Below are 23,148 nucleotides of genomic sequence, written 5' to 3'. Positions count from 1 at the left end.
TCTTGGCCCTTTCAAGCCCCGGCGGTGTCGTGGAACTTGCGGCTGTCATCCGGCGCCTCGTCGCGCTCGAACATGCCGTAATCGCGGACAATGTGGCCGATGCGCAGGCGGTAATCGGCAAAGACGCCGTTGCGGCCGGCGGCCTGGGCGTTGCGGTGCGCTTCGCGATTGCGCCAGCCCTTGACGGCCTCCTCATCGCGCCAGAAGGACAGAGACAGGATCTTGCCGCGCATCGTCAGGCTTTCGAAGCGCTCGATGGAGATGAAGCCATCCATGCTCTCCAGCTCGGCGCGCAGCTCTCCCGCCAGATCGAGATATTTGTGGCGTTCGCCGAGAAACGGCACGACCTCGAAGATGACGGCGATCATGGCTGCACCAGCCTGGCATGGGGTGCCGAAACATTTTTCAGGAAGATGCGGTCCTCCCGGAGGATGAAGCGCTCGCGCTTGGCGAATTCATAGTTCTCGCGGCCGCGCGGATCGGCGGCGAGCCTGGCGCGATAGGCTTCGTAGGCGGCAAGGCTTTCGATATTGTAGACGCCGTAAGCCGTCGTCAGCGAACCCTCATGGGGGGCGAAATAGCCGATCAGATCGGCGCCGTTCTGCGGGATCGCCTGCCCCCAGGTGCGGGCATATTCGGCGAAGGCTTCCTTCTTGAACGGGTCGATCTCGTAGCGGATGAAGCAGGTGAGCATCTCTTTCTCCTGTTGTTGTGAGAAGAGTTTTGCCATGTTGCGGCACCGGCATGCTTCGGTTACGATCGAAGTATGAAAGAAGGACCAGACATCGCACAAATCGGCTCGCTCATCGGCGATCCCGCCCGCGCCAACATGCTGACGGCGCTGATGGGCGGGAAGGCGCTGACGGCGACGGAGCTTGCGGCCGCCGGCGGCATCACGCTGCAGACGGCAAGCGCGCATCTTGCCAAGCTTGAGACCGGCAGCCTGCTTTCGCAGCGCAAGCAGGGGCGCCATCGCTATTTCACGCTTGCCGATGACGGCGTCGGCAAATTGCTTGAAAGCATCATGGGCTTTGCCGCCGGGCGTGGGCATCTGCGCCACCAGCCGGGACCAAAGGAACCGGCGCTGCGCAAGGCACGCATCTGCTACGACCATCTGGCCGGCGATTATGGCGTGCGGATGCTGGACAGCCTCGTCGCCTCCGGGGCGATCGAGGCCATCGGCGATGGACTGGCGGTGACGGCAAAGGGCGAGGACCGGTTCCAGTGCATCGGCATAGACCTGCACGGCCTGAAATCCTCGCGCCGTCCGCTCTGCCGCTCGTGTCTCGACTGGAGCGAGAGACGCGCGCATCTGGCGGGCAGCCTCGGCAAGGCGCTGCTGTCCAACTTCTTCGACAAGGGCTGGGCGCGGCGCACGGCCGAAAGCCGCTCCGTGATCTTTTCGCCCGAAGGCGAGCGGCAGTTTCTGCAGCTCTTTCCGGTCGAGGCCTGAGCCAATCAGCCGACGATGGCGAAGGCTTCCGGCTCGCCGGGCTTGCGCGCCGAGGGAGAACGGCCGATCCATTGCACATGTTTCTGCAGGACGACCGCCGCCTCATCGATGCGGCCCTGGCGTAGCGCCAGCAGGATGGCGCGGTGATCGTGGTCGGTGCGCTTTTCCCAGCCGGAACGCCAGGCCGAGAACAGGAACCGGGCGCTTGCCGCATGCAGATCGTCGATCGCCGCCAACAGGCGGTTCATGTTGCAGGGCGCGAGGATCAGCCGGTGGAAGCGGCGGTTCGCCTCTTCCCAGGCATGCACGTCGGCCGCCGCATCGCCATCCCTGGTCGCCTGCTCGGCGGCATCGAGGATCGCCGATGTCAAATGCTTGGCGGCGTGGCGGAGCGCCAGAACCTCAAGAGCCGCGCGCATTTCGGCGACTTCGCGTACCTCTTCCAGATCGAAGGAGGCAACGCGCACACCGCGGCGCGGCTCGCTAATCGCCAGCCCCTGCGCTTCGAGGCGGCGGAAGGCTTCGCGCACCGGCACATGGCTGGTGCCGAATTCCTCGGCGATATGGTCCTGCCGGAGCCTGACGCCGGCGGCCAGTTCGCCATGCACGATACGCTCCGCCAGGATGCGGCTGATGCGGCTTGCGATCGTGTCTTCGGGTTCCTTGGCCATGCTGTCCAGTAATGCGCGGGAATCGGCTTGGCGAGGCTATCCTGCGGTGCCTTCCGGCGCAAATGGCATTCGGCGGCGACAAGCCGCCCACAGCGCGCATCGCTGCCATGTCAACGCCCCCGTTGAGCTTTGGAACGCCATCGTGTAAACCGCCGCCATCCCCAACAAGGCTGGACGAACATGCAGGGCTTCGACCTCATTATCTTCGACTGTGACGGCGTTCTGGTCGATTCCGAAATCATCGCGGCGCAAGTCGAATCCGCCCTTCTCACCGAGGCCGGTTACCCGATCAGCCCGGAAGAGATGGCCGAGCGCTTCGCAGGCCTGACCTGGAAGAACATTCTTCTACAGGTCGAGCGTGATGCCAGCATCCCGCTTTCGGCCTCGCTGCTCGACAAGTCCGAGAAGCTGCTCGATCTCAAGCTCCAGCAGGATGTCGAGGCGATCGCCGGTGTCGCCGCTGCTATCGCCAAGCTCGATCTGCAGCGCTGCATCTGCTCCAATTCGAGCTCTGCACGCCTCGACATGATGCTCGGCAAGGTCGGCCTCAAGCCGCTGTTTGCGCCGAACATCTTTTCCGCCAAGGACCTTGGCCCCGACCGCACCAAGCCGAAGCCGGACATTTTCCTGCATGGCGCGGAGAAGATGGGCGTTTCGCCGTCGCGCACCGTTGTCGTCGAGGACTCCGTTCATGGCGTCCATGCGGCCCGCAGTGCCGGTATGCGCGTCATCGGCTTTACCGGTGCGTCGCACAGCTATCCCTCGCATGCCGACCATCTGACGGATGCAGGTGCGGAAACAGTGATCTCGCGGATGAGCGATCTTCCGGGTGTCGTTGCCGCACTTTCCGAATGGGAAGGCGCGCTCTGATCAGACGAGCAGGTTGACGGCGCCAGGCAGTATCTCGAAACGTGCCGGGATATGCCCCGGCGCTTCGCCGTCGCTATCGACAGGTGCCGCCTCGCCGGCCGGCCAGACCTCGACCAGACGCGCCCGGTGGATGCTGACCAGCGGGCTTTTCACATGCTTGCCGCTGTAGATGCTGTTCATCAGCGTCAGCACGCGCAGCCTCGCGGCACCCCTGATGATCACCACATCGAAGAGCCCGTCGGAAACATCGGCGCCGGGCGCCACCTTCATGCCGCCGCCGAACCAGGCACCGTTGGCGACCGCAACGGCGGTGATCGGCCCGTCATAGACATCCTCGCCATCGAGCCGCAGCCGGATACTGCAGGGCTTGTAGCGCAGGATCTGCATGAGGCTGTGATAGAAGAACACCATCGGCCCCGGCAGCCGCCTGCCTCGCCGCGCTTCGTTGACGGCGCTGACGATCTTTCCCGAAACGCCGAAGCTGGCGATATTGATGAAATGCCGGGTGCAGCTCACGCCGTCTTCGTTTTTGCAGGTCAGCAGCCCGGCATCGACCGAGCGCACCGGTGCAGTCAACAGATGTTCGGCAATCTTCGAGGGTTCACGGGGGATGGCGAAATTGCGGGCGAAATCGCAGCCAGTGCCCGTCGGAATGAAGGAGAAGACCGCGCCCGGACGCCTTGATGTGAGGATACCGCCTGCGACCTCGCCGACCGTGCCATCGCCACCGACGGCCAGCACTAGATCGCAGCCGTCTTCGGCGAGTTCCCGCCCATGGCGCCCAGCATCGCCGAAGCCCTTGGTTTCACGCAGGCTGATATCGGCCGAGCGGGCTTCGAGCGCACGCCGCAACGCGGACCAGAACACCCGCCTGCCCCGCCTTCCAGACGCCGGATTGAGAACGATGCCGATTTTCATCGCGAATAATCTCTCCCGCCATGACAGAAGCATGACGGAAGAAGCGAAACAAGCGGCCTGTTAGGAGCTCTTGGCTTTCTTCTTGGTCTTCGGGGCGTTGCCCTGATCGAAGCCGATATTGACGCGAACCAGCGAACCCGAACCCACCGGCAGCTTGAAGCCGTCGTGGCGGAACAGGACCTGCGTCGACGTCTGGCCAGCCGGTATCTGCGCGGTGAAGGGCACGGTCTCGCTGTTGATTGCACCCTGGCTGTCGACAGCGCTAATGCGAATCGGCAGCGACACGGTACCAGGGCCGCCTGCCGGACCGGCGAGTACGCGAACCTGCGCAACGATGGTCATCGTCAGGTTCTGGTCGTTCAGCGTGCACTGGCGCGTATAGTCGCCGAATGCGGCCTGATAGACGATCTGATCCGTCGGCTGCGCATCCTGCTGGCCTGCGGCGCTGTTGACGACAGCCTTCTTGCCGCCCTTGGCATAGGTGCGGAAGATCGCATCCTGATCGCGCATGTAGATCTGCGGGCAAGCGCCCTGAACGACCGGCTGCACGGCACCTGACGCATTGGTGGCGGTGCCGATCGGCTTGTCTGTCGAAGATGGATTCTGCGGTGCCATCGGCATGATCTGCGCGGTGCCACCGGTCTGCGCGGAAGCCTCTGCCGGCTTGCTGTCGCCGCCCATGCCAAGCGAGCTGCAGCCTGCGAGAAGAGCGGCCAACGATGCGGAAGCGATGAGACGCGGGACTTTGCCGAACACGATTATTCCACCCTCTTACAAAGTTTTTTGGCAGGCCCGAAGTCGCGTTTGCAAGGCCTTTCGTCACAGTTTGCGATGGTCTATATCAGCGGCGCAAACAAAAATCGATTGGGTAAGCGCCGTTTTGATGCACATTTCGGCTCGCAGCATTTCAGGCGCTTGCTTTCCTTCTCCGGATCGCTTCCGGCCATAACGTCAAGGATGAAGAACGTGGACTATATCTCGACCCGCGGCGAGGCCCCTTCTCTCGGCTTTTGCGATGCGCTTCTGACGGGTCTTGCCCGCGATGGCGGTCTCTACGTTCCGCGTCAATGGCCGCAGTTCTCCAAGAAGGACATCCGGGCGCTGCGCGGCAAGAGCTATCAGGATATCGCGTTCACGATTCTCTCGCCCTTCACCAATGGCGAAATTCCGGCCGAAACCTTCCGGGCGATGATCGACGAGGCCTATGGCACCTTCCGCCATCCGGCGATCGCGCCGCTGGTGCAGACCGGCCCGAACAGCTTCGTCATGGAGCTCTTCCACGGCACGACGCTGGCCTTCAAGGACGTGGCGATGCAGCTGCTCGCCCGCCTGATGGACTATGCGCTGGAAAAGCGCGGCGAGCGCGCGACGATCGTCGGCGCCACCTCCGGCGATACCGGCGGCGCGGCGATCGACGCCTTTGCGGGACGCGAGCGCACCGACATCTTCATCCTCTTCCCGCATGGCAAGGTGTCACCGGTGCAGCAGCGGCAGATGACGACCTCGACATCGCCGAACGTGCATGCGCTTGCCGTCAACGGCAATTTCGACGACTGCCAGAATCTGGTGAAGGCGATGTTCAATGACGGCGCCTTCCGCGACAAGGTCAAGCTGTCGGGCGTCAACTCGATCAACTGGGCCCGCATCATGGCTCAGATCGTCTATTACTTCACCACCTCGGTCGCGCTCGGCGGACCGGACCGGAAGATTTCGTTCACCGTACCGACGGGGAATTTCGGGGATATCTTCGCGGGCTATGCCGCCAAGAAGATGGGCCTGCCGATCGGCAAGCTGGTGATCGCCACCAACGAGAACGACATCCTGGCGCGGACGATGAAGACCGGCCGCTACGACATGAAGGAGGTCAAGGCGACCACCTCTCCGTCCATGGATATCCAGATCTCCTCCAACTTCGAACGGCTGCTGTTCGAGGCCTATGACCGTGACGCTTCCAAGGTGCGCCACGCCATGGACAGCCTGAAGCAATCGAACGGTTTCGAGATCGCCCCGAAGGCGCTCGCCGCCATCAAGAAGGACTTCCGCGCCGGCCGCGCCAGCGAGAAGCAGGTGTCGCAGACGATCAAGGAAACGCTTGCCGAGACGGGCTATCTGCTCGATCCGCATTCGGCGATCGGCGTCTTCGTTGCCGCCAAGCACGAGAAGCCGAATACGCCGATGGTGACGCTTGCCACCGCCCACCCGGCTAAGTTCCCGGCGGCCGTAAAATCGGCCTCCGGTATTGACCCGGCGCTCCCGACGTGGCTTGCTGATCTGATGCTTAAGGAGGAGCGCTTCCAAGTCATCGATCCGGAACTTAAGGCCGTTGAAAGCTTTATCGGCAAGCATGCCCGGACGTAATTCGGCAGCGCAGAAAGATAGCCAATGACAGTTGAGTGCACCCGGCTCAAATCCGGGCTGACAGTAGTGACACAGACCATGCCGCACCTTGAAAGTGCCGCGCTCGGGGTCTGGATCAAATCAGGTTCGCGCAACGAAACGGAAGACGAGCATGGCATTGCCCACCTGCTCGAACACATGGCTTTCAAGGGAACCGCGCGCCGCTCGGCACGCGATATCGCAGAGGAAATCGAGGATGTCGGCGGCGAAGTAAATGCCGCAACCTCGACCGAAACGACCTCCTACTATGCCCGCGTTCTCAAGGACCACGTGCCGCTCGCCATCGATATCCTCGCCGACATCCTGACGGAATCGGCGTTCGAGGAAGATGAGCTGGAGCGCGAAAAGCAGGTCATCCTGCAGGAAATCAACGCCGCCAACGACACGCCCGATGACGTGGTTTTCGACAAGTTTTCGGAGACCGCCTACAAGGACCAGACGCTCGGCCGCGCCATTCTCGGCACGCCGGAGACGGTCGTTTCATTCTCGCCACAGCAGATCCGCACCTATCTCGGCCGCAACTACACGACCGACCGGATGTTCGTGGTCGCAGCCGGTGCCGTCGATCACGACGAGTTCGTGAAGATGGTGGAACAGCGCTTCGCCGGCCTGCCGACAGCGCCGATCGCGACGCCCGTCATGGAGCCCGCGCGCTATATCGGCGGCAATATCCGCGAGACCCGCGATCTCATGGATGCGCAGATCCTGCTCGGCTTCGAAGGCAAGGCCTATCACGCCCGCGACTTCTACTGTTCGCAGATCCTCGCCAACATTCTTGGCGGCGGCATGTCGTCCCGGCTGTTCCAGGAAGTGCGCGAAATTCGCGGCCTCTGCTACTCGATCTATGCCTTCCACTGGGGCTTTTCCGACACCGGCATCTTCGGCATCCATGCCGCGACCGGCGGCGAGAACCTGCCGGAGCTGGTGCCTGTGATCATCGACGAGCTGCACAAGTCTGCCGGTTCGATCGAGCAGAAGGAAATCGAACGCGCCCGCGCCCAGATCCGCGCCCAGCTTTTGATGGGTCAGGAAAGCCCGGCCGCCCGCGCCGGCCAGATTGCCCGGCAGATGATGCTCTATGGCCGTCCGATCTCCAATCCGGAGATGATGGAGCGTCTCGAGGGCATCACCGTCGAGCGTCTGACCGATCTCGCCGGACGGCTGTTCTTCGACACCGTTCCGACGCTGTCGGCGATCGGCCCGCTGGAGCAGCTTGCGCCGATGGAAGACATCACTGCTTCGCTCTCCGCCCATGTGCCGCAATCCAAACAGGCAAGCCGCTAGACCGCTTTCAGCCCGCCGGGAGTGATCGATGCCCAAATCGGTATTTCGGTTCCTGTCGCGGCAGCCGGAAGCAGTCGAGCTGGAGAACAGCCGCTATGCGTTGCGGCTGCCGCGCTATCAGGATTTCAACCAGTGGCACAAGCTGCGTTCCGAAAGCCGCAAGTTTCTGGAACCCTGGGAGCCGACCTGGCGGCGTGACGAACTGACGGAGGGCGCCTTTCGCGCCCGCGTCATCCGCGGCAAGCAGGAATATGCCTCCGGACAGGCGATCCCGCTCTTTCTGTTTTCCAAACCGAACATGGAACTGCTCGGCGGCATCACCATCGGCTACATCCGCCGCGGGGCGGCGCAGAGCTGCATGATCGGCTACTGGATGGGCGAGAAACACGCCGGTCAGGGCCATATGTTCGCCGCACTTCAGTTGGTTATACCCTATATCTTCGCAGGGCTTGAGTTGCACCGTATCGAAGCAGCCTGTATTCCAGACAACGCACGGAGCATTCGCCTGCTTGAGAAAGCCGGGTTTCAGCGGGAAGGCTATCTGCGCGGATACTTGAAAATCAACGGTCAGTGGCATGACCATGTGATGTTTTCACTGATCGCCACCGATACGGATACAGGCAGGAAAACCGACAGCCGATGACCACGAACCGCATGCTGCACACATCACCGTCCGGCCGATTGATCGCGGTGATCGCAGCTCTCTTCCTGTCGGTGCTTGCGCTGGCCGCCGGTACCGCACAGGCGGCTGAACCGGTGAAGATTTCGCGCGACGACACGGCGCTCGACCTCACCAAGACCACCGAGATTTACGCCAACCAGGGCGAAGCCTTCCAGGTGTCCACCGCAGCCGGTGCCGATGGCATCCGGCGCCGTATTGAGGTACGTGCCAGCTCCGACAACCACCAGGGCGACTGGGCTGTTTTCGCGCTCGCCAACGTTTCGGAAGAACAGCTGGAGCGCGTCATCGTCGCCCCGCATTTCCGCCTGGTAAATTCCAAGCTTTTCTGGCCGGATCTCGGCTCGCAGCGCATCATGGCGATCACGCCGAGCGAGGGCTTCGCGCTCGACCGGCAGCCGAGCGACGAGGCTGACGTCTTCCGCATCACGTTGAACCCCGGCGCCGTCATCACCTTCGTCGCCGAGCTTGCAAGCCCCGACCTGCCGCAGATCTATCTCTGGGAACCGGACGCTTACAAGGACACCATCAACGCCTTCACGCTCTACCGCGGCATCGTGCTCGGTATTGCCGGCCTGCTCGCCGTGTTCCTGACCATCCTGTTCGTCGTCAAGGGAACCTCGATGCTGCCGGCAACGGCAGCACTCGCCTGGGCGGTACTCGGCTATATCTGCGTCGATTTCGGCTTCCTCGGCAAGCTGATCAGCATCGCCTCGGCCGACCAGCGAATATGGCGCGCCTGCGCGGAAGTGGCGCTGGCCTCGAGTTTCGTCATCTTCCTGTTCACCTACCTGAACCTCAACCGCTGGCATACGCATCTCGGCTACGCGACGCTCGCCTGGGTGCTCGGCCTTGCCCTGCTCTTCGGCGTGGCGATCTACGACCCGTCGATTGCCGCCGGCATCGCCCGCCTCTCCTTCGCGCTGACAGCGACGATGGGCCTGGTGCTGATCGTCTATCTCGGCCTCAACCGCTATGATCGCGCCATTCTGCTGGTGCCCGCCTGGGCGCTGATCCTGGTGTGGATATTCGGGGCATGGCTGACGATCACCGGCCGGCTCGACAACGACATCATCCAGCCGGCGCTTGGCGGCGGTCTGGTGCTGATCGTGCTGCTGATCGGCTTCACCGTGATGCAGCACGCCTTTGCGGGCGGCGCTTTCCAGCAGGGTCTGTTTTCCGATCTCGAACGCCAGTCGCTGGCGCTGACCGGCTCCGGCGACATGGTCTGGGACTGGGACGTGGCGCGCGACCGCGTCGTCACCATTCCCGATGTTTCCGTGAAGCTTGGCCTGTCGCCCGGAACGATGCATGGCGCGGCGCGCAACTGGCTGCCGCGGCTGCATCCTGACGACCGCGACCGCTTCCGCGCCACGCTCGACGTGCTGCTCGAACATCGCCGCGGCCGCCTGAACCACGAATTCCGCATCCGCGCCGAGGACGGCCATTTTCACTGGCTGCTGATCCGCGCCCGGCCGGTGCTCGGCTCCAACGGCGAAATCATCCGCTGCGTCGGCACGATCGTCGATGTGACGGAGCAGAAGAATTCCATCGAGCGGCTGCTGCACGACGCGCTGCACGACAACCTCACCGGCCTGCCGAACCGCCAGCTGTTCATCGACCGCCTGCAATCGGTGCTGGCGCTGGCGCCTTCGGGCGATACGCTGCGCCCGACGGTGATGGTGATCGATATCGACCGCTACAAGCTGGTCAACGATGCACTCGGCGTTGCCGCGGGCGACAATATCCTGATCGCGCTGACGCGGCGCCTGCGCCGTCTGTTGAAGGCGCAGGACACGCTGGCGCGTCTGGCGGGCGACCAGTTCGGCCTGATCCTGGTCTCCGAGCGCGATCCGGCGAAGATCGCCGATTTCGCCGATGCGATCAGCAAGGCGATCATGGTGCCGATCAACTTTGCCAATCGCGAGATCGTCCTGACCGCGTCGATAGGCCTTTCCTCCTGGGTCGACCAGCAGGAGAATGCGGCCGGCATGCTGAGCGACGCCGAGTTGGCCATGTACCGCGCCAAGCGCGCCGGCGGCAATCGCGTCGAGCCTTTCCGCCCGGCATTCCGCGATTTCGGGGCCGACCGGCTGCAGCTGGAATCGGATCTGCGCCGCGCCATCGAGCGCAAGGAACTGTCGATGGTCTATCAGCCGATCGCCCGGCTCGAGGATGTCGAGATCGCCGGTTTCGAGGCGCTGATGCGCTGGGAGCATCCGAAGCGCGGCAATATCCCGCCATCCGAGTTCATCCCGATCGCGGAAGCCTCCGACATCATCGGCCCGCTCGGGCTGTTTGCGCTGGAACAGGCGACCAACGACCTGATGGGCTGGCAGAACCAGACCGGCGAATTGCCGATCTTCGTGTCGATCAATCTCTCCAGCGTGCAGCTGCTCAACAACGAGCTCTATGACGATGTGCGCTCGGTGCTAGCCAAGACCCATTGCGAACCCTCGCGCCTGAAGCTGGAGCTGACGGAATCGATGGTGATGGAGAACCCGGAACAGGCGCGCCTGGTGCTGCAGAAGCTGAAAGAGGCGGGCCTCGGCCTGGCGCTCGACGACTTCGGCACGGGGTATTCCTCCCTCTCCTACCTGACGCGCTTCCCGTTCGACACCATCAAGCTCGACAAGGCGCTGGTGCGCGACAATACCGACAAGAAGGCCACCATCCTGCGCTCGGTGATCAACATGGCCCGCGAACTGGACATGAAGGTCGTGGCCGAAGGCATCGAGTCCAACGAGGATGCGATCGAGCTTGCGAAGATGGGCTGCAGCTACGGCCAGAGCTACCTCTTCGGCCCCCCGATGCCGGCGGAATCGGTGCTGCGGCTCCTGAAGGAACGGTTTCCGCTGACGAAGCGGGCGTAAGCCGCTCCATTGCCTATGCGGGAAACGATCCCGCGCAGGCCATTCTTCCGATTGCAGATTGTGACAGGACGATGTGGCAAAGGCGTCACGTTTGTGGCGCTTTGCCACTTTTTATACATATGCGTTTAGCATATAATTGACGAGCCCGTTCTCCGCGAGCTTACTGTTTCCGTTGCCAATCGGCGCGTTCCCTCTCCGGCGTCCCCCTCGCGGCACCGCACGCCTCGCGCCACATACGGGCCAGCCACAGTGCCGGTCTGCAAAACGGAGACACAGCATGAACATAAAGAGCCTTCTTCTCGGCTCCGCTGCTGCATTTGCAGCAGTTTCCGGCGCTCAAGCTGCCGACGCCATCGTCGCCGCCGAGCCGGAATCCGTGGAATATGTCCGCGTCTGCGACGCGTACGGAACAGGCTACTTCTACATTCCAGGCACCGAAACCTGCCTGAAGATCGGCGGCTATCTGCGCTTCGAAGTCGGCTACGGCTTTGGGGACGGTTATGAGAACAACGGGCCGGGTGGCGCCGGTGGCGAGGACTGGGAAAGTCACACCCGCGCCCATGTGAGCGTCGATGCCAAGAGCGACACCGAATACGGCCCGCTGACGAGCCGCATCGTTCTCGAATCCAACTACTATGGCGGCGGCGGTCCCGCCACGCGTACCACCGAGTTTGTGGGCTGGTCGAATGCCGCCGCCTATGGCACGGACAATACGATCATCGACGAGGCCTATCTGGAGCTTGCCGGTATCCGCGCCGGCCGCTTCGCAAGCTGGTGGGACAACGACTTCTCCGGTGAATCTGATCTGATGACCGGTAACGACACCAAATGGAATGCGATCCGCTACGAATATGACAGCGACAGCTTCAATGCTGGCCTGTCGCTGGATGAACTCCCTGCGGACTTCGACGGAGCCGAGAGAGGTCTCGGCATCGACGCGATGGTCGGCGGCAAGGCTGGAGGGTTCACCTGGCAGGTCTATGGCGGCTATGACGCTGCTATGCAGGATGGCTCCGTCACAGCCCGCATAGGAGCGGAAATCGGCCCCGGCCTGTTCGAGCTTGCCGGCATCTATTCGAGCGGCCCGAATACCTATTACCAGGCAAGCGAATGGTCGGTGATCGCGCAATATGCGCTGAAGATCAACGACAAGTTCACCATAACGCCGGAGGCGCAGTATAGCGGTAGGATCCGTGAGGCCGACGACGAATATCACAATGGCAGCATGTGGCGCGGCGGCGTGACGTTCGACTACAAGATCGTCGACGACCTGACACTGCATACGGCTGCGACCTATGTGGCTGAAAATCACGATTTCCCGGGCACCGACGACTCGCATTATGTCGAAGGCTTCGTCCGGCTGGAGCGGGATTTCTGAGCCTGTCCGCATCGATGTGAAATGAGAGATCCGGCACAATGCCGGGTCTCTTGCTTTTAGGCCCCTGCTCAGGCCGCCTGCGGAACCCTTGCGATCACCTTGATCTCGAAGTCGAAGCCGGCCAGCCAGTTGACGCCGACGGCAGTCCAGTTTGGATATGGCGCCTCGCCGATGATGCGGTTGCGCACCGCCATGATTGTCTCGAACTGATTTTGCGGGTCGGTGTGGAAGGTCGTGACGTCGATGACGTCATCGAGCGTCGCTCCCGCAGCCTTCAGGACGGCCTTCAGGTTTTCGAAGGCCAGTTCTACCTGGCGGGCGAAGTCGGGCTCCGGCGAGCCGTCGGCACGGCTGCCCACCTGCCCCGAGACGAACAGCAGGTCTCCGGAGCGGATCGCTGCGGAATAGCGGTGTTCGGCGTAAAGCGCGTGGCGGCCGGCCGGGAAGATTGCTTCGCGTTTGGTCATGTTCACTCCTGATGACAATAGCGGACCCTCGGGCAGACGCGATCGCCTGCCCGTTCCATTTGCCGTGTTCTCCGGCGAGGTCCGCGCTTCACAATGCGGGGCGCAATTGATATACGCTCCGTATGTCCATATATTTGGCATACATTTCGTATGTCAATACGCATACGTTGCGTATGTTAATTTCGAGGAGAATGCCGTGGCTGGAAAACGCCGTGCGGAAATGATGGAAGAGACCCGGGCGAAGCTGATCCAGGCGGCCAGAAAAGCTTTTGCGGCAAAGGGTTACGCCGGATCGTCGATGGATGATCTCACCGCGGAAGCGGGGCTGACGCGCGGCGCGCTCTATCACAATTTCGGTGACAAGAAAGGTCTGCTGCAGGCGGTGATCGACCAGATGGATGCCGAAATCCTCGTGCGGATGCGCGCGGCGCATGCCGCCGCGGCCACTCCCTGGGAAGGGTTCATGGCCGAGGCCATCGCCTATATCGAGATGTCGCTGGAGCCCGAGATCCAGCGGATCATGCTGCTCGACGGGCCCGCCGTTCTCGGCGATCCCTCGCAATGGGAAAACCAGAATGCCTGCCTGCGCACGACCGCGCAGACGATCCAAGCGCTGATCGACGACGGAACCGTGAAGCCCGTAAATGCCGAGGCTGCGGCGCGGCTCGTCAACGGCGCCGCCCTCAATGCCGCTCTGTGGATTGCCGCAGCGGATGACCCGGAAACCGTGCTCGCCAATGTCGTCGATGCCTTCCGCCAGCTGACCGGCGGGTTGCTGAAAACCGCCTAGGCGGCAAAGCGCTGCGATGCTTCCGTGGCGCTCTGGATGAGCGCGTGGAGATATTCGAGCTTGGCAACGACCGGCGGTGACAGCACGAAGGGATAGGCATCCGGCTGCCCCATGCTGCGCTGAATGGCATTGATGGCAACGCTGAGCGGGATCCAGGCGCTGATGAGCTGTCCGGCGCTCTTTGCACGGTAGGGCTGAAAGTCCACCTCCGCCGCCATCTCCTCATGACCACGCGGATCGATGGCGATGCCGAAGGCGCGCGCCGTTTCCAGCGTGTCGACGATGTGGAGATAGTGCGCGAAACACTCGGCGAAATCCTCCCATGGGTGAGAGGCGGCGTAAGCGCTGATATAGCTTTCCTGCCATCCGATAGTAGCGCCATTGGCATAGTGGCTCTGCAGCGCCGCACTATAATCCTGACGCTCGTCGCCTAAGGTGGCACGGAAGGCATCGAAGGCGCCGCGGTCGCGCACCAGCTTGTTCCAGATGAAGTGGCCAGTCTCGTGCCGGAAGTGACCGAGCAGCGTGCGGTAATTCTCGTCCATGGCGCTACGGGCGAGTTCGCGCGTCACGTCATCGGCCTCGGCGGCGCGGATGGCGATCAGCCCCTCCTCGTGACCGGTCATCGCCGGAACGACATTGCCGTCGAACTGAACCGTGTCTTCGAGGAAATCGAAGACGAGGCCGCCCTGCGGATCCTGCTCGCGGTCGGGATGTGGCAGGTTCAGACGCAGCAGCGAATAGAACAGGTGGCGCTGTGCCTGGCTGATGCGCCGCCACCGGTCGATGCCGTCTTGGGTGTTGGTGTTCGGTACCAGCCGGTTGTGCCTGCAGGCGATGCAGAACGGGTTCTGATCGTCGGATGCGACAAGCCAGTTGCAGATATCGAGGCCGGCATTGGCGCAGAAGCGGACGATGCGCTCCGGCCGAGCCACCAGCTGCCAGGCGGTCTCGTCACGCGGCTCCAGCGCATGCATCGTCATGTCGCCGGGCAGGAAACCCAGCCGGTGATTGCAGCGAACACATTGGCGATTGTCGAAATGGACGACCTGATCGCAATTGTCGCAGTCGAAAAGCCTCATGGCACTACCCCAAGCATACCGGACGGACTAAAAATGCCTGCCGCGCGGAGGCGCAACAGGCATTGTCATTGAAATCGTTGAAAGATCAGAGCCGATCGACGGCGCCCTTCAGCTTGTCCTTGGCCTTGCCTGCAGCGACCTGGGCCTTGCCCTTGCCTTCCTGCACGGCGCCCTTGGCCTGCAGGCTGTGATCGTCGGTGGCCTTGCCGATGGCCTGCTTGGCCTTGCCTGCAATTTCGTTGGTCTTGCCGGAAATCTTGTCGCTGGTGCTACCCATGTGAGATGCCTCCTAAATCGCACCGGGCAGGTTTGCCCGGGTTTGCGGAGAGGAAACGCCGCCTGTCAGATTTCGTTCCGAAGAAATTCAGGCGTGGCCGGCATCGGCGGAAAGCATCGCCGCCGTCACACCCATGCCCGCAAGAGCACGTTCATATTTGTCATCGAGGCCGCGATCGAAGATCAGCGTCTCGTTGGCGGCGCAGGTCAGCCAGCCGTTGTTTCCGACTTCGCTCTCGAGCTGTCCGGCCCCCCACGAAGAATAGCCGAGCAGCATAGTCGCCCGCTTCGGGCCGCCGCCCTTGGAGATGGCGCGAACGATATCGAGCGTTGCCGTCAGGCAGATATCGTCGCTGACCGGGATGCTGGAATCGCTCAGATAATCGTCGGAATGCAGCACGAAACCGCGGCCGCTCTCGACCGGGCCGCCGGTCTGGATCGGGAAATCGCGCGCGAAATCGGGCAGCACGATGGAATCGCTGTCCTTGATCATGTCGAGATGCAGCAGCACATCAGTAAATGTCAGGCTCTGCGGCCTGTTGATGACGAAACCCATGGCTCCGGCGTCGGAATGGGCGCAGATATAGACGACCGTGCGCGCAAAATTCCTGTCTTCCATGCCAGGCATGGCAATGAGGAACTGCCCGTCGAAAAAGCCACGTTCCCGTCTGTTCTTCAGCGTCGATAAGGACATAATTCCTCCTGCTGCCAGACCGGTGAAAAGGCCCCGACAGTGGAAACATGGGGCAATGTCACAAATCAATCAACCGAAAATGAAGAAATAGACCTGCTGTCCTTGTGGCAGGCTGGTGCAGTTTTCGATAAACCTTTGTTCCATGACGATTATTTCTTTCGCATCCGGCAGCGCCCGGCTCCTCTGTCTTTATGCCGCAGCCTCAGGCTGCCTGGCAGGAACCGCATGGGCGGAGATGAGCCCCTGGGTCGACAACGAGGGCGGCCGCATGCGGCTGATCGCGCTGCCGCCGGAGCGTGATGGAACGGTTCATGGCGGCCTCCAGATCGAGCCGAAAGCCGGCTGGATCACCTATTGGCGGGAGCCCGGAAACAGCGGTATTCCGCCGCAGATCACCGTCGCGCCCGGAAGCGGCATCACGCTGACGGAGGTGCGCTATCCGGTGCCGAAGCATATCAATGACGGCAAAGTGGACGACATCGCCTATGACGCACCCGTCATCCTGCCGCTGACATTCCAGGCGGCAGACCAGGCCGCCGAGATCAAGGCCACTGCCTTCATCGGCATCTGCAAGGATCTCTGCGTTCCCTTCCAGGCGGCGTTTTCTCTGCCGCTGTCGAGTGCGAAGCAATCGCGGCCGGAGGAGGAAGCGTTGCTGAAGACGGCCGAGGCATCGCTGCCGGAAGCAGCATCCGCGGATTTCAAGGTGGTGTCGCATAGGCTTTCGCCCGACATGAAGGAACTCTGGCTCGACATCGCGCTGCCCGGCGGCGGCGACACGGCGCCGGCGGTGATCGTTACCGGGCCAAGCGGCTATGTCTTCACCAAGCAACTGATGAGCAAGCGCGACGGCAAGACCTTCTCGACCTCCGTGGCGATCGGCAAACTGCCGAAGAACTACAGCATTTCGGGCAAGCGCTGGAGTGCGCTCGTCATCGACGGCGATCGCGCCATGGAGACACCGCTTGCCTTTGAATGAGCGGCTTTTATAGTCGCCGCCAGCCTGCGGCCTGTGCCGCTTGATCATCCGAACGAGGAGAGTTTCATGACCATCGCAATCGGCGACAGCCTTCCGGCCGCCACCTTCAAGGAAAAGACATCGGACGGCCCGGTCGAGACCTCGACCGAACAGCTGTTCAAGGGCAAGCGGGTCGTGCTCTTCGCCGTTCCCGGCGCCTTCACCCCCACCTGCTCGCTGAACCATCTGCCGGGATATCTCGAAAATCGCGATACAATTCTCGGCAAGGGCGTCGACGACATCGCCGTGGTCGCCGTCAACGACTGGCACGTGATGGGCGCCTGGGCGCAGCAATCCGGCGGCCTCGGCAAGATCCACTTCCTGGCAGACTGGGATGCTGGTTTCACCAAGGCACTCGGCCTGGAAGCCGACCTCTCCGCCGGTGGCCTCGGCGTACGCTCGAAGCGCTATTCGATGCTTGTCGAGGATGGTGTCGTGAAGTCGCTGAACGTCGAGGAAAGCCCCGGCCAGGCGACGGTGTCGGGCGCGGCTGCGATGATCGAGCAGCTGTAAGCTATTTCAGTTGGCGGCGGGCTGGTTCCGCCGCTTTCTTTTTTGAAGATGCCGATTACGCTATCGCTCCCACAGTAGGGATGGGTGTCCCTTGGCAAGACATATCCCTCATGCCTGTGCCTGTCACAGGCATCCAGCCAGCCCAAGTCCTTGGGCTGAAAGACTCTCCCCACCGCGCCGACGCGCGGTGACTGGATTCCTGTGACGAGCACAGGAATGAAGGAGTTACCCTTGAGCCCTCAGGTCGGCGATCCGAGTTTCCAACACAACACCTAGCTCTTCGTCGCCGATGTCTCCGCCTGCTGCGATGGAAGCCTCGATGACATCGCGCAGCTTTTTCAGCTTCGCTTCCTCTGAGCGACGAGGCTCAATCCTACGGTGACGACCTGTTCGGCTGACCGGTAGCGCCCCTCGGTAACCAATCTCTCGACGAAATCTTCCCACTGCTTTTCGATCGATACCTTCATGGCGAAGCTCCCTTTCTGACAGGCTAATAGAAAGTCGTTGGCGCCGCGCCCTCCCGCTTGCATCCGCCGTGCTTTTGCCATATTCGTTATAACATAACTGTTACGTTATTACATTTTAGAGAGCACTTCGATGCCCCGCCCCTTTCCCAACCTGCTCCGGCAATCCGCTGCCGTGCGTGCCGGTTTCGTTTTGTTGATGATCGCCGCGCTGTGGCTGGCGATCCATTGGGCGGTGATCCTGCCGTGAGTGCCGTTCTCATCGAGCTCGATAACCTGACGGTCAGCTACGACCGGCATCCGGCGGTGCATCATGTTTCCGGCAGCCTTCGCGAGGGCAGCCTGACGGCGATTGCCGGGCCGAATGGGGCGGGTAAATCGACGCTCCTGAAGGCGCTCATCGGCGAGATCAGGCCGGTGGCGGGGCAGATTCGTCACCGGCTGGCGCGGCTCGATTTCGGCTATCTGCCGCAGGCTGCCGATATCAACCGGCGCTTTCCGATCTCGGTTGTGGATACGGTGATGCTGGGCGCCTGGCGGCAGGCCGGGGCCTTCGGACGGGTAGCCGCGAACGAGCTGCAGAAGGCGCTCGAGGCGCTGTCGGCCGTCGGGCTCGAAGGTTTCGAGAACCGGCATATCGGCGCGCTGTCCGCCGGGCAGTTCCAGCGCGTGCTGTTTGCCCGGCTGCTGCTTCAGGACGCCAAGGTTATCCTGCTCGACGAACCATTCACGGCGATCGACGCGCGCACCACCCGGGACCTTCTCGACATTGTGGCGCGCTGGCATGGCGACGGGCGGACGGTGATCGCGGTGTTGCACGATTTCGAGCAGGTTCGGGCACATTTCCCCGAGACGATGCTGATCGCCCGCGAGCTGATCGGCTGGGGGCCGACCCCGGAGGTGATGTCGGCAGCGAACCTGATGACGGCGCGGGCGATGGCCGAGCGCTGGGACGAAGACGCCGCGATCTGCGAGCCCGCCGCATGACCGCCTACGATATCTTTCTGGCACCTTTCGCCGATTACGGTTTCATGCGCCGCGCGCTCGTCGCCTGCCTCTGCCTCGGCCTCGGCTCCGGGCCGATCGGCGTGTTCCTGATGCTCCGGCGCATGAGCCTTGTCGGCGATGCGATGAGCCATGCGGTGCTGCCGGGGGCGGCGATCGGCTATCTCGTTGCCGGATCCCTGTCGCTCACGGCGATGGGCATCGGCGGGCTGGTCGCCGGGCTTTCGGTGGCGCTGCTTTCAGGCGTCGTCAGCCGCGTGACGGTGCTGCAGGAGGATGCCAGTTTTGCGAGCTTCTACCTGATTTCGCTGGCGCTCGGCGTGCTCATCGTCTCGCTGCGCGGCTCGAATATCGACCTGCTGCATGTGCTGTTCGGCACGATCCTGGCGATCGACACCCCTGCCCTGACGCAAATCGGTGCGATCACGTCGGTGACGCTGCTCGCGCTTGCGATCATCTACCGGCCGCTGGTCGCCGAGTGTTTCGATCCCGGCTATCTGCGCGCCGTCGGCGGGCGCGGCTTGCTCTATCACTTCCTGTTTCTGCTGCTTGTGGTGCTCAATCTCGTTGCGAGCTTCCAAGCACTCGGCACGCTGATGGCAGTCGGGCTGATGATGCTGCCGGCGGCGATCGCGCAGCTCTGGTCGCGCAGCCTGCCCCGGATGATGACCATTGCCGCGGTCAGCGCCACGGCATCCGGCTATCTCGGCCTTGTCGCCTCCTACCATCTCGAACTCGCCTCGGGGCCGACGATCATCATGACGGCGGCGGGCTTCTACGCGCTTTCGATCTTCTTCGCACCGTCCGGCCTCGCCCGGCGCTATTTTCCCCGCCCACATCTCAAGGGCTGAACCAAGGAGACCATCATGAGATCCAAAACCCTGCTTCTGTCAGCCGCATTGCCCGCGCTGATTGCCGCTTCGGCGATGCCGGCTTCGGCGGAAACGCTGAAGACCGTTGCCTCCTTCACCGTGCTTGCCGACGTCGTCAAACAGGTCGGCGGCGATCATGTGACAGTGACCAGTCTGGTCGGCCCGAATGGCGACCCCCATGAATTCGAGCCGTCGCCGGCCGATGCCAAGCATCTGAAGGCAGCGCAAGTCACCTTCGTCAGCGGCGAGGGCCTGGAAGGCTGGATGGACCGGCTGATCACCGCCTCCGGCTACAAGGGTACGCCGGTGACCGTCTCCGAAGGTATCGATACCCGCACCATGGAAGAGGACGGCAAGACCGTGACCGATCCGCATGTGTGGAACAGCCCGGTCAACGTGAAGATCTGGGTAAAGAACATCGAAAAGGCGCTCTCGGATGCCGATCCTGCCGATGCCGCAGCCTTCAAGGCCAACGCCGAGCGCTACACCAGGACGCTGGACGAGCTGAACAGCTATGCGCATGCGAAGTTCGACGCGATGCCTGAAGACCGGCGCAAGGTGCTGACCAGCCACGACGCCTTCGGCTATTTCGGCCGCGAATACAAGGTGAGCTTCCTGGCACCGCTCGGCGTCTCCACCGAAACAGAAGCGTCGGCCGCCGACGTTGCCAAGCTGATCGAACAGATCAAGACCGAGCATGTGAAGACGTATTTCTTCGAGAACTCCAACGATCCGCGTCTCGTCAAGCAGGTGGCCAAGGCAACCGGCGCAGAGCCGGGCGGCGAGCTCTATGTCGAGTCTCTCTCCGACGCCAAGGGACCGGCTCCGACCTACGAGAAGATGTTCCGCTACAATGTCGACCAGATCACCGCGGCGATCGCAAAGTCGAGCTGAGGAGCTTGGGCCGCGGAGCAATCCGCGGCCTTTCCTTTCAGATATTCAGATCGAAGACCAGCAGGCCGCCAAGGCCGCCGTCGACGGATTCGACGATGCGCTGGCCGACCGTCACATGCTCCGGATGGACGAGATAGGCATCGCGCGCCTCCGGGCTCTCGAATGTCACGGCAAAGCCATCGACAAAGCCGCCATGCAGCCCTTCGGGCGAGACGTTCGGCCCATGCTGGATGTCGATGATCCCGGGAATGACCTGCTTCAGCGCCACGACCGATTCGAACAGCGTCTGCTTCTCCTCGGCCGTCATCGCGGCCTTCAGCCGCAAGAATACGCAATGCAGGATCATATGGTGGCCTCCCTGTTTTCGTTGCGGCCAGAATAGTGGGAAAGCCACCGAGGGCAACCCCGTGCCGCACAAAGGCCAGCCATAGTCCCCCGCTTGCAGATGAACGGCATAAAAACACGCCAGGCGGGCGCCAAACCGGCCCGCTCCATCGCTGGATACATTTATTAGCGATAGCTTGTTAACCATGGCCGGGGGGCGCAAAATGCGGCCCCGGCGGGGACGGGGCTTCCTGCCGCAGGGAGGACATCATGGACGACTTGAACCTCACGACCCTGCAACGGGGCCAAACCAGGGTGAAGGGCAGTACCATAGAGGCGTTCGCCGCCGCATTGCGCGGGCGGCTGATTACCAAGGACGATGCCGACTACGACGAGGCGCGGACGATCTGGAACAGCATGATCGACCGGCATCCGGCAATGATCGTGCGCTGCGCCGGTGCTGGTGATGCCGTCAAGGCGGTGCGCTTTGCGCGTGACAACGGCCTGCTTCTGGCGATCCGCGGCGGCGGCCACAACATTGCCGGCAACGCGATCTGCGATGGCGGCGTCGTCATCGACCTGTCGTCGATGCGATCCGTCTGGGTCGATCCAGCGACGCGGCGCATGCGGGTGGAGCCCGGTGCGACACTGGCCGATGTCGATGCGGAGACGCAGGCCTTCGGGCTTGTTCTGCCGACCGGCATCAACTCCACGACAGGCATTGCCGGGCTGACGCTCGGCGGCGGTTTCGGCTGGACGACCCGGAAATTCGGGCTGACGCTCGACAATCTGATCTCGGTGGACGTCGTGACCGCGGCAGGCGAACTGAAGCGCGTCAGCGAAAAGGAAGAGCCGGAGCTGTTCTGGGCGCTGCGCGGCGGCGGCGGCAATTTCGGCGTGGTCACCTCGTTCGAATTCCGGCTGCACGATCTGCCGGGAGAGGTGCTGGCGGGGCTCGTCGTCCATCCTTTCGCCGATGCGGAGATGGTGCTCAAGCAATACCGCCAACAGTTGGAAACAGCGCCTGACGAGCTTACCTGCTGGGCCGTGATGCGCAAGGCGCCGCCGCTGCCGTTCCTGCCTGCCGAGTGGCATGGCAAGGAGGTGCTGGTGCTTGCCATGTGCTATTGCGGCAATCTGCAGGCCGGTGAGACGGCGACCGCTGGGTTGCGGTCGATCGGCAAGCCGATTGCCGATGTCGTCGGACCGGCGCCTTTCGCCGCCTGGCAGCAGGCCTTCGATCCGCTTCTGACGCCCGGAGCGCGCAATTACTGGAAGAGCCAGGATTTTGCGCGGCTTTCCGATCCTGCCATCTCCGTGCTGCTCGATGCGGTGCGCAAGCTGCCAGGGCCGGAATGCGAGATCTTCATCGGCCATGTCGGTGGCGCGGCAGGACGGATCGGCCACGAGGCCACGGCCTTCCCGCAGCGCAGCTCGCATTTCGTGATGAACGTCCATGCGCGCTGGCGGGAAAAGACGATGGACCAAGCCTGTATCGGATGGGCAAAGGGTCTGTTCGAGGCAACAAGGCCGCATGCGATCGGCACGGCCTATATCAATTTCATGCCAGAAGACGAGGCCGATCGCGTGGAAGCGGCTTATGGCATGAACTACCGGCGTCTTGCGGAAATCAAGAGACGCTATGATCCGCAGAATCTCTTCCGGATGAACCAGAATGTGAAACCTCTGGCGGAGATGCGGGCGGCCAGCTGAGGCGCGCTGGCGGCAGGTGCGCCCGAAACACACGGCTGGCGACCGCGAACCGCCAGCCGCTTAAGCTTTGGGTAGCGCAAACGGCCAGTCGATCACGCCTCCGGCATAAAGTGCCCACCAGACGAGCACAGGCTGAAAGGCAAGCCTCGGCACATGGTAGAGCCAGGCGTAGATGCTTGCGTCCACCGCCGACAATCCATCGATCGCATGCTTGATATTGGCGGGGTAGACGCAGACCGCGTAGGCGGCGAGCGCAATGCCCGCGGCAGCGCGATAGGGCGACGACAGCAGGCCGGCGGCGCCCGCGACCTCGCATGCGCCCGTCACGAAAATCACAGAGGCTGGAAACGGCACCAGGGCTGGCATGATCCGCAGAAATGGCCCCGGCAGCAGCATGTGCAGGATACCGGCGATCAGATAGATCGCCGACAGCACGACACGCCACCAGAATCTCGGTTCCAGGGATGGCTCAAGCCAGGTTCCTGCATGCACAGCCATCTCATCCTCGGATCG

The 23,148-nt window shown here is 62.6% G+C and carries 26 protein-coding genes; 14 read left to right on the top strand and 12 right to left on the bottom strand.

Annotated elements, in window-relative coordinates; translation table 11 throughout:
* Positions 1-11 precede the first annotated feature (11 nt).
* Both AB4Z25_RS10150 and AB4Z25_RS10145 read right to left on the bottom strand, forming a co-directional pair.
* Positions 12-368: an antibiotic biosynthesis monooxygenase family protein gene (locus AB4Z25_RS10150; RefSeq protein ID WP_112537184.1), complete on the bottom strand. Its 357-nt coding sequence runs from the start codon at positions 366-368 to the stop codon at positions 12-14.
* Complete coding sequence (locus AB4Z25_RS10145; protein WP_112537183.1) at positions 365-694, bottom strand: NIPSNAP family protein; 330 nt, start codon at positions 692-694, stop codon at positions 365-367. Before AB4Z25_RS10145 ends, AB4Z25_RS10150 begins: the two co-directional genes overlap by 4 nt.
* Before the next feature lie 72 nt (positions 695-766).
* On the opposite strand from AB4Z25_RS10145, the gene AB4Z25_RS10140 reads away from it, so the two are divergent.
* Positions 767-1,453 (top strand): ArsR/SmtB family transcription factor, encoded by a 687-nt coding sequence (locus AB4Z25_RS10140; RefSeq protein WP_112537182.1) that lies wholly within the window; start codon positions 767-769, stop codon positions 1,451-1,453.
* 5 nt (positions 1,454-1,458) lie between these two features.
* Here the strand turns inward: AB4Z25_RS10140 and AB4Z25_RS10135 are convergent, their stop codons facing one another.
* Entirely contained in the window at positions 1,459-2,124 is a 666-nt protein-coding gene (locus AB4Z25_RS10135) for a GntR family transcriptional regulator (RefSeq protein ID WP_112537181.1), read from the bottom strand.
* 180 nt (positions 2,125-2,304) lie between these two features.
* On the opposite strand from AB4Z25_RS10135, the gene AB4Z25_RS10130 reads away from it, so the two are divergent.
* Entirely contained in the window at positions 2,305-2,994 is a 690-nt protein-coding gene (locus tag AB4Z25_RS10130; RefSeq protein ID WP_112386425.1) for an HAD family hydrolase, read from the top strand.
* Here AB4Z25_RS10130 and AB4Z25_RS10125 read toward each other — a convergent pair whose 3' ends face one another.
* Entirely contained in the window at positions 2,995-3,912 is a 918-nt protein-coding gene (locus AB4Z25_RS10125; protein WP_112537180.1) for a diacylglycerol/lipid kinase family protein, read from the bottom strand.
* A 60-nt stretch (positions 3,913-3,972) separates the two neighbouring features.
* Positions 3,973-4,671: a hypothetical protein gene (locus tag AB4Z25_RS10120; RefSeq protein ID WP_310293753.1), complete on the bottom strand. Its 699-nt coding sequence runs from the start codon at positions 4,669-4,671 to the stop codon at positions 3,973-3,975.
* Between the two features lie 198 nt (positions 4,672-4,869).
* On the opposite strand from AB4Z25_RS10120, the gene thrC reads away from it, so the two are divergent.
* From thrC to AB4Z25_RS10095, 5 genes are all read left to right on the top strand, one after another.
* Positions 4,870-6,270: a threonine synthase gene (thrC, locus tag AB4Z25_RS10115; protein ID WP_442207962.1), complete on the top strand. Its 1,401-nt coding sequence runs from the start codon at positions 4,870-4,872 to the stop codon at positions 6,268-6,270.
* A 24-nt stretch (positions 6,271-6,294) separates the two neighbouring features.
* Entirely contained in the window at positions 6,295-7,593 is a 1,299-nt protein-coding gene (locus tag AB4Z25_RS10110) for a M16 family metallopeptidase (protein ID WP_112537179.1), read from the top strand.
* 28 nt (positions 7,594-7,621) lie between these two features.
* Positions 7,622-8,236, top strand: a complete 615-nt coding sequence (locus AB4Z25_RS10105; RefSeq protein WP_112537178.1) for a GNAT family N-acetyltransferase — start codon at positions 7,622-7,624, stop codon at positions 8,234-8,236.
* Positions 8,233-11,145 (top strand): sensor domain-containing phosphodiesterase, encoded by a 2,913-nt coding sequence (locus tag AB4Z25_RS10100; protein WP_112537177.1) that lies wholly within the window; start codon positions 8,233-8,235, stop codon positions 11,143-11,145. The genes AB4Z25_RS10105 and AB4Z25_RS10100 overlap by 4 nt, the downstream gene beginning before the upstream one ends.
* Positions 11,146-11,422: 277 nt before the next feature.
* Positions 11,423-12,523, top strand: coding sequence for a porin (locus tag AB4Z25_RS10095; RefSeq protein ID WP_112537176.1), 1,101 nt, complete (start codon positions 11,423-11,425; stop codon positions 12,521-12,523).
* Between the two features lie 68 nt (positions 12,524-12,591).
* On the opposite strand, the gene AB4Z25_RS10090 is transcribed toward AB4Z25_RS10095, so the two are convergent.
* Positions 12,592-12,990, bottom strand: a complete 399-nt coding sequence (locus AB4Z25_RS10090) for a RidA family protein (protein WP_112518163.1) — start codon at positions 12,988-12,990, stop codon at positions 12,592-12,594.
* Positions 12,991-13,186: 196 nt separating this feature from the next.
* Here AB4Z25_RS10090 and AB4Z25_RS10085 point away from each other — a divergent pair, with 196 nt between their 5' ends.
* Entirely contained in the window at positions 13,187-13,780 is a 594-nt protein-coding gene (locus tag AB4Z25_RS10085; protein WP_442207961.1) for a TetR/AcrR family transcriptional regulator, read from the top strand.
* On the opposite strand, the gene AB4Z25_RS10080 is transcribed toward AB4Z25_RS10085, so the two are convergent.
* From AB4Z25_RS10080 to AB4Z25_RS10070, 3 genes are all read right to left on the bottom strand, one after another.
* Positions 13,777-14,862, bottom strand: a complete 1,086-nt coding sequence (locus AB4Z25_RS10080; RefSeq protein WP_112537174.1) for a putative zinc-binding metallopeptidase — start codon at positions 14,860-14,862, stop codon at positions 13,777-13,779. The genes AB4Z25_RS10085 and AB4Z25_RS10080 overlap by 4 nt on opposite strands.
* 85 nt (positions 14,863-14,947) lie before the next feature.
* Positions 14,948-15,139, bottom strand: a complete 192-nt coding sequence (locus AB4Z25_RS10075; protein WP_112386435.1) for a CsbD family protein — start codon at positions 15,137-15,139, stop codon at positions 14,948-14,950.
* Positions 15,140-15,226: 87 nt separating this feature from the next.
* Positions 15,227-15,832, bottom strand: a complete 606-nt coding sequence (locus AB4Z25_RS10070) for a YqgE/AlgH family protein (RefSeq protein ID WP_112386436.1) — start codon at positions 15,830-15,832, stop codon at positions 15,227-15,229.
* A 142-nt stretch (positions 15,833-15,974) separates the two neighbouring features.
* On the opposite strand from AB4Z25_RS10070, the gene AB4Z25_RS10065 reads away from it, so the two are divergent.
* Positions 15,975-16,811 (top strand): protein-disulfide reductase DsbD domain-containing protein, encoded by an 837-nt coding sequence (locus tag AB4Z25_RS10065; RefSeq protein WP_112537173.1) that lies wholly within the window; start codon positions 15,975-15,977, stop codon positions 16,809-16,811.
* Positions 16,812-16,877: 66 nt separating this feature from the next.
* A complete protein-coding gene (locus AB4Z25_RS10060) occupies positions 16,878-17,363 on the top strand; it encodes a peroxiredoxin (RefSeq protein ID WP_112518223.1) in 486 nt (161 codons plus the stop codon).
* 338 nt (positions 17,364-17,701) lie between these two features.
* On the opposite strand, the gene AB4Z25_RS10055 is transcribed toward AB4Z25_RS10060, so the two are convergent.
* On the bottom strand, positions 17,702-17,830 hold the full coding sequence (locus AB4Z25_RS10055) for a type II toxin-antitoxin system ParD family antitoxin (protein ID WP_442207960.1): 129 nt from the start codon (positions 17,828-17,830) through the stop codon (positions 17,702-17,704).
* A 243-nt stretch (positions 17,831-18,073) separates the two neighbouring features.
* On the opposite strand from AB4Z25_RS10055, the gene AB4Z25_RS10050 reads away from it, so the two are divergent.
* Genes AB4Z25_RS10050 through AB4Z25_RS10040 form a run of 3 tightly spaced genes read left to right on the top strand, consistent with a single transcriptional unit; the run spans position 18,074 to position 20,598 of the window.
* Complete coding sequence (locus tag AB4Z25_RS10050; RefSeq protein WP_112537355.1) at positions 18,074-18,814, top strand: ABC transporter ATP-binding protein; 741 nt, start codon at positions 18,074-18,076, stop codon at positions 18,812-18,814.
* On the top strand, positions 18,811-19,683 hold the full coding sequence (locus AB4Z25_RS10045) for a metal ABC transporter permease (RefSeq protein ID WP_112386439.1): 873 nt from the start codon (positions 18,811-18,813) through the stop codon (positions 19,681-19,683). The genes AB4Z25_RS10050 and AB4Z25_RS10045 overlap by 4 nt, the downstream gene beginning before the upstream one ends.
* A gap of 15 nt (positions 19,684-19,698) precedes the next feature.
* Entirely contained in the window at positions 19,699-20,598 is a 900-nt protein-coding gene (locus tag AB4Z25_RS10040) for a metal ABC transporter solute-binding protein, Zn/Mn family (protein WP_112386440.1), read from the top strand.
* Positions 20,599-20,635: 37 nt separating this feature from the next.
* Here AB4Z25_RS10040 and AB4Z25_RS10035 read toward each other — a convergent pair whose 3' ends face one another.
* Positions 20,636-20,944: a Dabb family protein gene (locus AB4Z25_RS10035; protein ID WP_112537172.1), complete on the bottom strand. Its 309-nt coding sequence runs from the start codon at positions 20,942-20,944 to the stop codon at positions 20,636-20,638.
* A 248-nt stretch (positions 20,945-21,192) separates the two neighbouring features.
* On the opposite strand from AB4Z25_RS10035, the gene AB4Z25_RS10030 reads away from it, so the two are divergent.
* Positions 21,193-22,635, top strand: a complete 1,443-nt coding sequence (locus AB4Z25_RS10030) for an FAD-binding oxidoreductase (protein ID WP_442207959.1) — start codon at positions 21,193-21,195, stop codon at positions 22,633-22,635.
* 60 nt (positions 22,636-22,695) lie between these two features.
* Here AB4Z25_RS10030 and AB4Z25_RS10025 read toward each other — a convergent pair whose 3' ends face one another.
* Complete coding sequence (locus AB4Z25_RS10025; RefSeq protein WP_112537170.1) at positions 22,696-23,133, bottom strand: DoxX family protein; 438 nt, start codon at positions 23,131-23,133, stop codon at positions 22,696-22,698.
* Positions 23,134-23,148: the final 15 nt, after the last annotated feature.

It is taken from the genome of Rhizobium sp. RAF36, from assembly GCF_052114105.1.
In the GTDB taxonomy this organism is placed as follows: domain Bacteria; phylum Pseudomonadota; class Alphaproteobacteria; order Rhizobiales; family Rhizobiaceae; genus Rhizobium.
The sequence above is the reverse complement of the archived record's forward strand: the minus strand, read 5'-3'. Positions and strand labels throughout refer to the sequence as shown.

Bases quoted from the DNA above. Each gene is read 5' to 3' on its own strand.
- AB4Z25_RS10080 (WP_112537174.1), bottom strand. From the start codon at position 14,862: ATGAGGCTTTTCGACTGCGACAATTGCGATCAGGTCGTCCATTTCGAC.
- AB4Z25_RS10055 (WP_442207960.1), bottom strand. From the start codon at position 17,830: ATGAAGGTATCGATCGAAAAGCAGTGGGAAGATTTCGTCGAGAGATTG.
- AB4Z25_RS10065 (WP_112537173.1), top strand. From the start codon at position 15,975: ATGACGATTATTTCTTTCGCATCCGGCAGCGCCCGGCTCCTCTGTCTT.
- AB4Z25_RS10040 (WP_112386440.1), top strand. From the start codon at position 19,699: ATGAGATCCAAAACCCTGCTTCTGTCAGCCGCATTGCCCGCGCTGATT.
- AB4Z25_RS10075 (WP_112386435.1), bottom strand. From the start codon at position 15,139: ATGGGTAGCACCAGCGACAAGATTTCCGGCAAGACCAACGAAATTGCA.
- AB4Z25_RS10090 (WP_112518163.1), bottom strand. From the start codon at position 12,990: ATGACCAAACGCGAAGCAATCTTCCCGGCCGGCCGCCACGCGCTTTAC.
- AB4Z25_RS10135 (WP_112537181.1), bottom strand. From the start codon at position 2,124: ATGGCCAAGGAACCCGAAGACACGATCGCAAGCCGCATCAGCCGCATC.
- AB4Z25_RS10025 (WP_112537170.1), bottom strand. From the start codon at position 23,133: ATGGCTGTGCATGCAGGAACCTGGCTTGAGCCATCCCTGGAACCGAGA.
- AB4Z25_RS10095 (WP_112537176.1), top strand. From the start codon at position 11,423: ATGAACATAAAGAGCCTTCTTCTCGGCTCCGCTGCTGCATTTGCAGCA.
- AB4Z25_RS10125 (WP_112537180.1), bottom strand. From the start codon at position 3,912: ATGAAAATCGGCATCGTTCTCAATCCGGCGTCTGGAAGGCGGGGCAGG.
- AB4Z25_RS10030 (WP_442207959.1), top strand. From the start codon at position 21,193: ATGGACGACTTGAACCTCACGACCCTGCAACGGGGCCAAACCAGGGTG.
- AB4Z25_RS10100 (WP_112537177.1), top strand. From the start codon at position 8,233: ATGACCACGAACCGCATGCTGCACACATCACCGTCCGGCCGATTGATC.
- AB4Z25_RS10105 (WP_112537178.1), top strand. From the start codon at position 7,622: ATGCCCAAATCGGTATTTCGGTTCCTGTCGCGGCAGCCGGAAGCAGTC.
- AB4Z25_RS10045 (WP_112386439.1), top strand. From the start codon at position 18,811: ATGACCGCCTACGATATCTTTCTGGCACCTTTCGCCGATTACGGTTTC.
- thrC (WP_442207962.1), top strand. From the start codon at position 4,870: ATGAAGAACGTGGACTATATCTCGACCCGCGGCGAGGCCCCTTCTCTC.
- AB4Z25_RS10060 (WP_112518223.1), top strand. From the start codon at position 16,878: ATGACCATCGCAATCGGCGACAGCCTTCCGGCCGCCACCTTCAAGGAA.
- AB4Z25_RS10070 (WP_112386436.1), bottom strand. From the start codon at position 15,832: ATGTCCTTATCGACGCTGAAGAACAGACGGGAACGTGGCTTTTTCGAC.
- AB4Z25_RS10150 (WP_112537184.1), bottom strand. From the start codon at position 368: ATGATCGCCGTCATCTTCGAGGTCGTGCCGTTTCTCGGCGAACGCCAC.
- AB4Z25_RS10035 (WP_112537172.1), bottom strand. From the start codon at position 20,944: ATGATCCTGCATTGCGTATTCTTGCGGCTGAAGGCCGCGATGACGGCC.
- AB4Z25_RS10130 (WP_112386425.1), top strand. From the start codon at position 2,305: ATGCAGGGCTTCGACCTCATTATCTTCGACTGTGACGGCGTTCTGGTC.
- AB4Z25_RS10110 (WP_112537179.1), top strand. From the start codon at position 6,295: ATGACAGTTGAGTGCACCCGGCTCAAATCCGGGCTGACAGTAGTGACA.
- AB4Z25_RS10145 (WP_112537183.1), bottom strand. From the start codon at position 694: ATGCTCACCTGCTTCATCCGCTACGAGATCGACCCGTTCAAGAAGGAA.
- AB4Z25_RS10140 (WP_112537182.1), top strand. From the start codon at position 767: ATGAAAGAAGGACCAGACATCGCACAAATCGGCTCGCTCATCGGCGAT.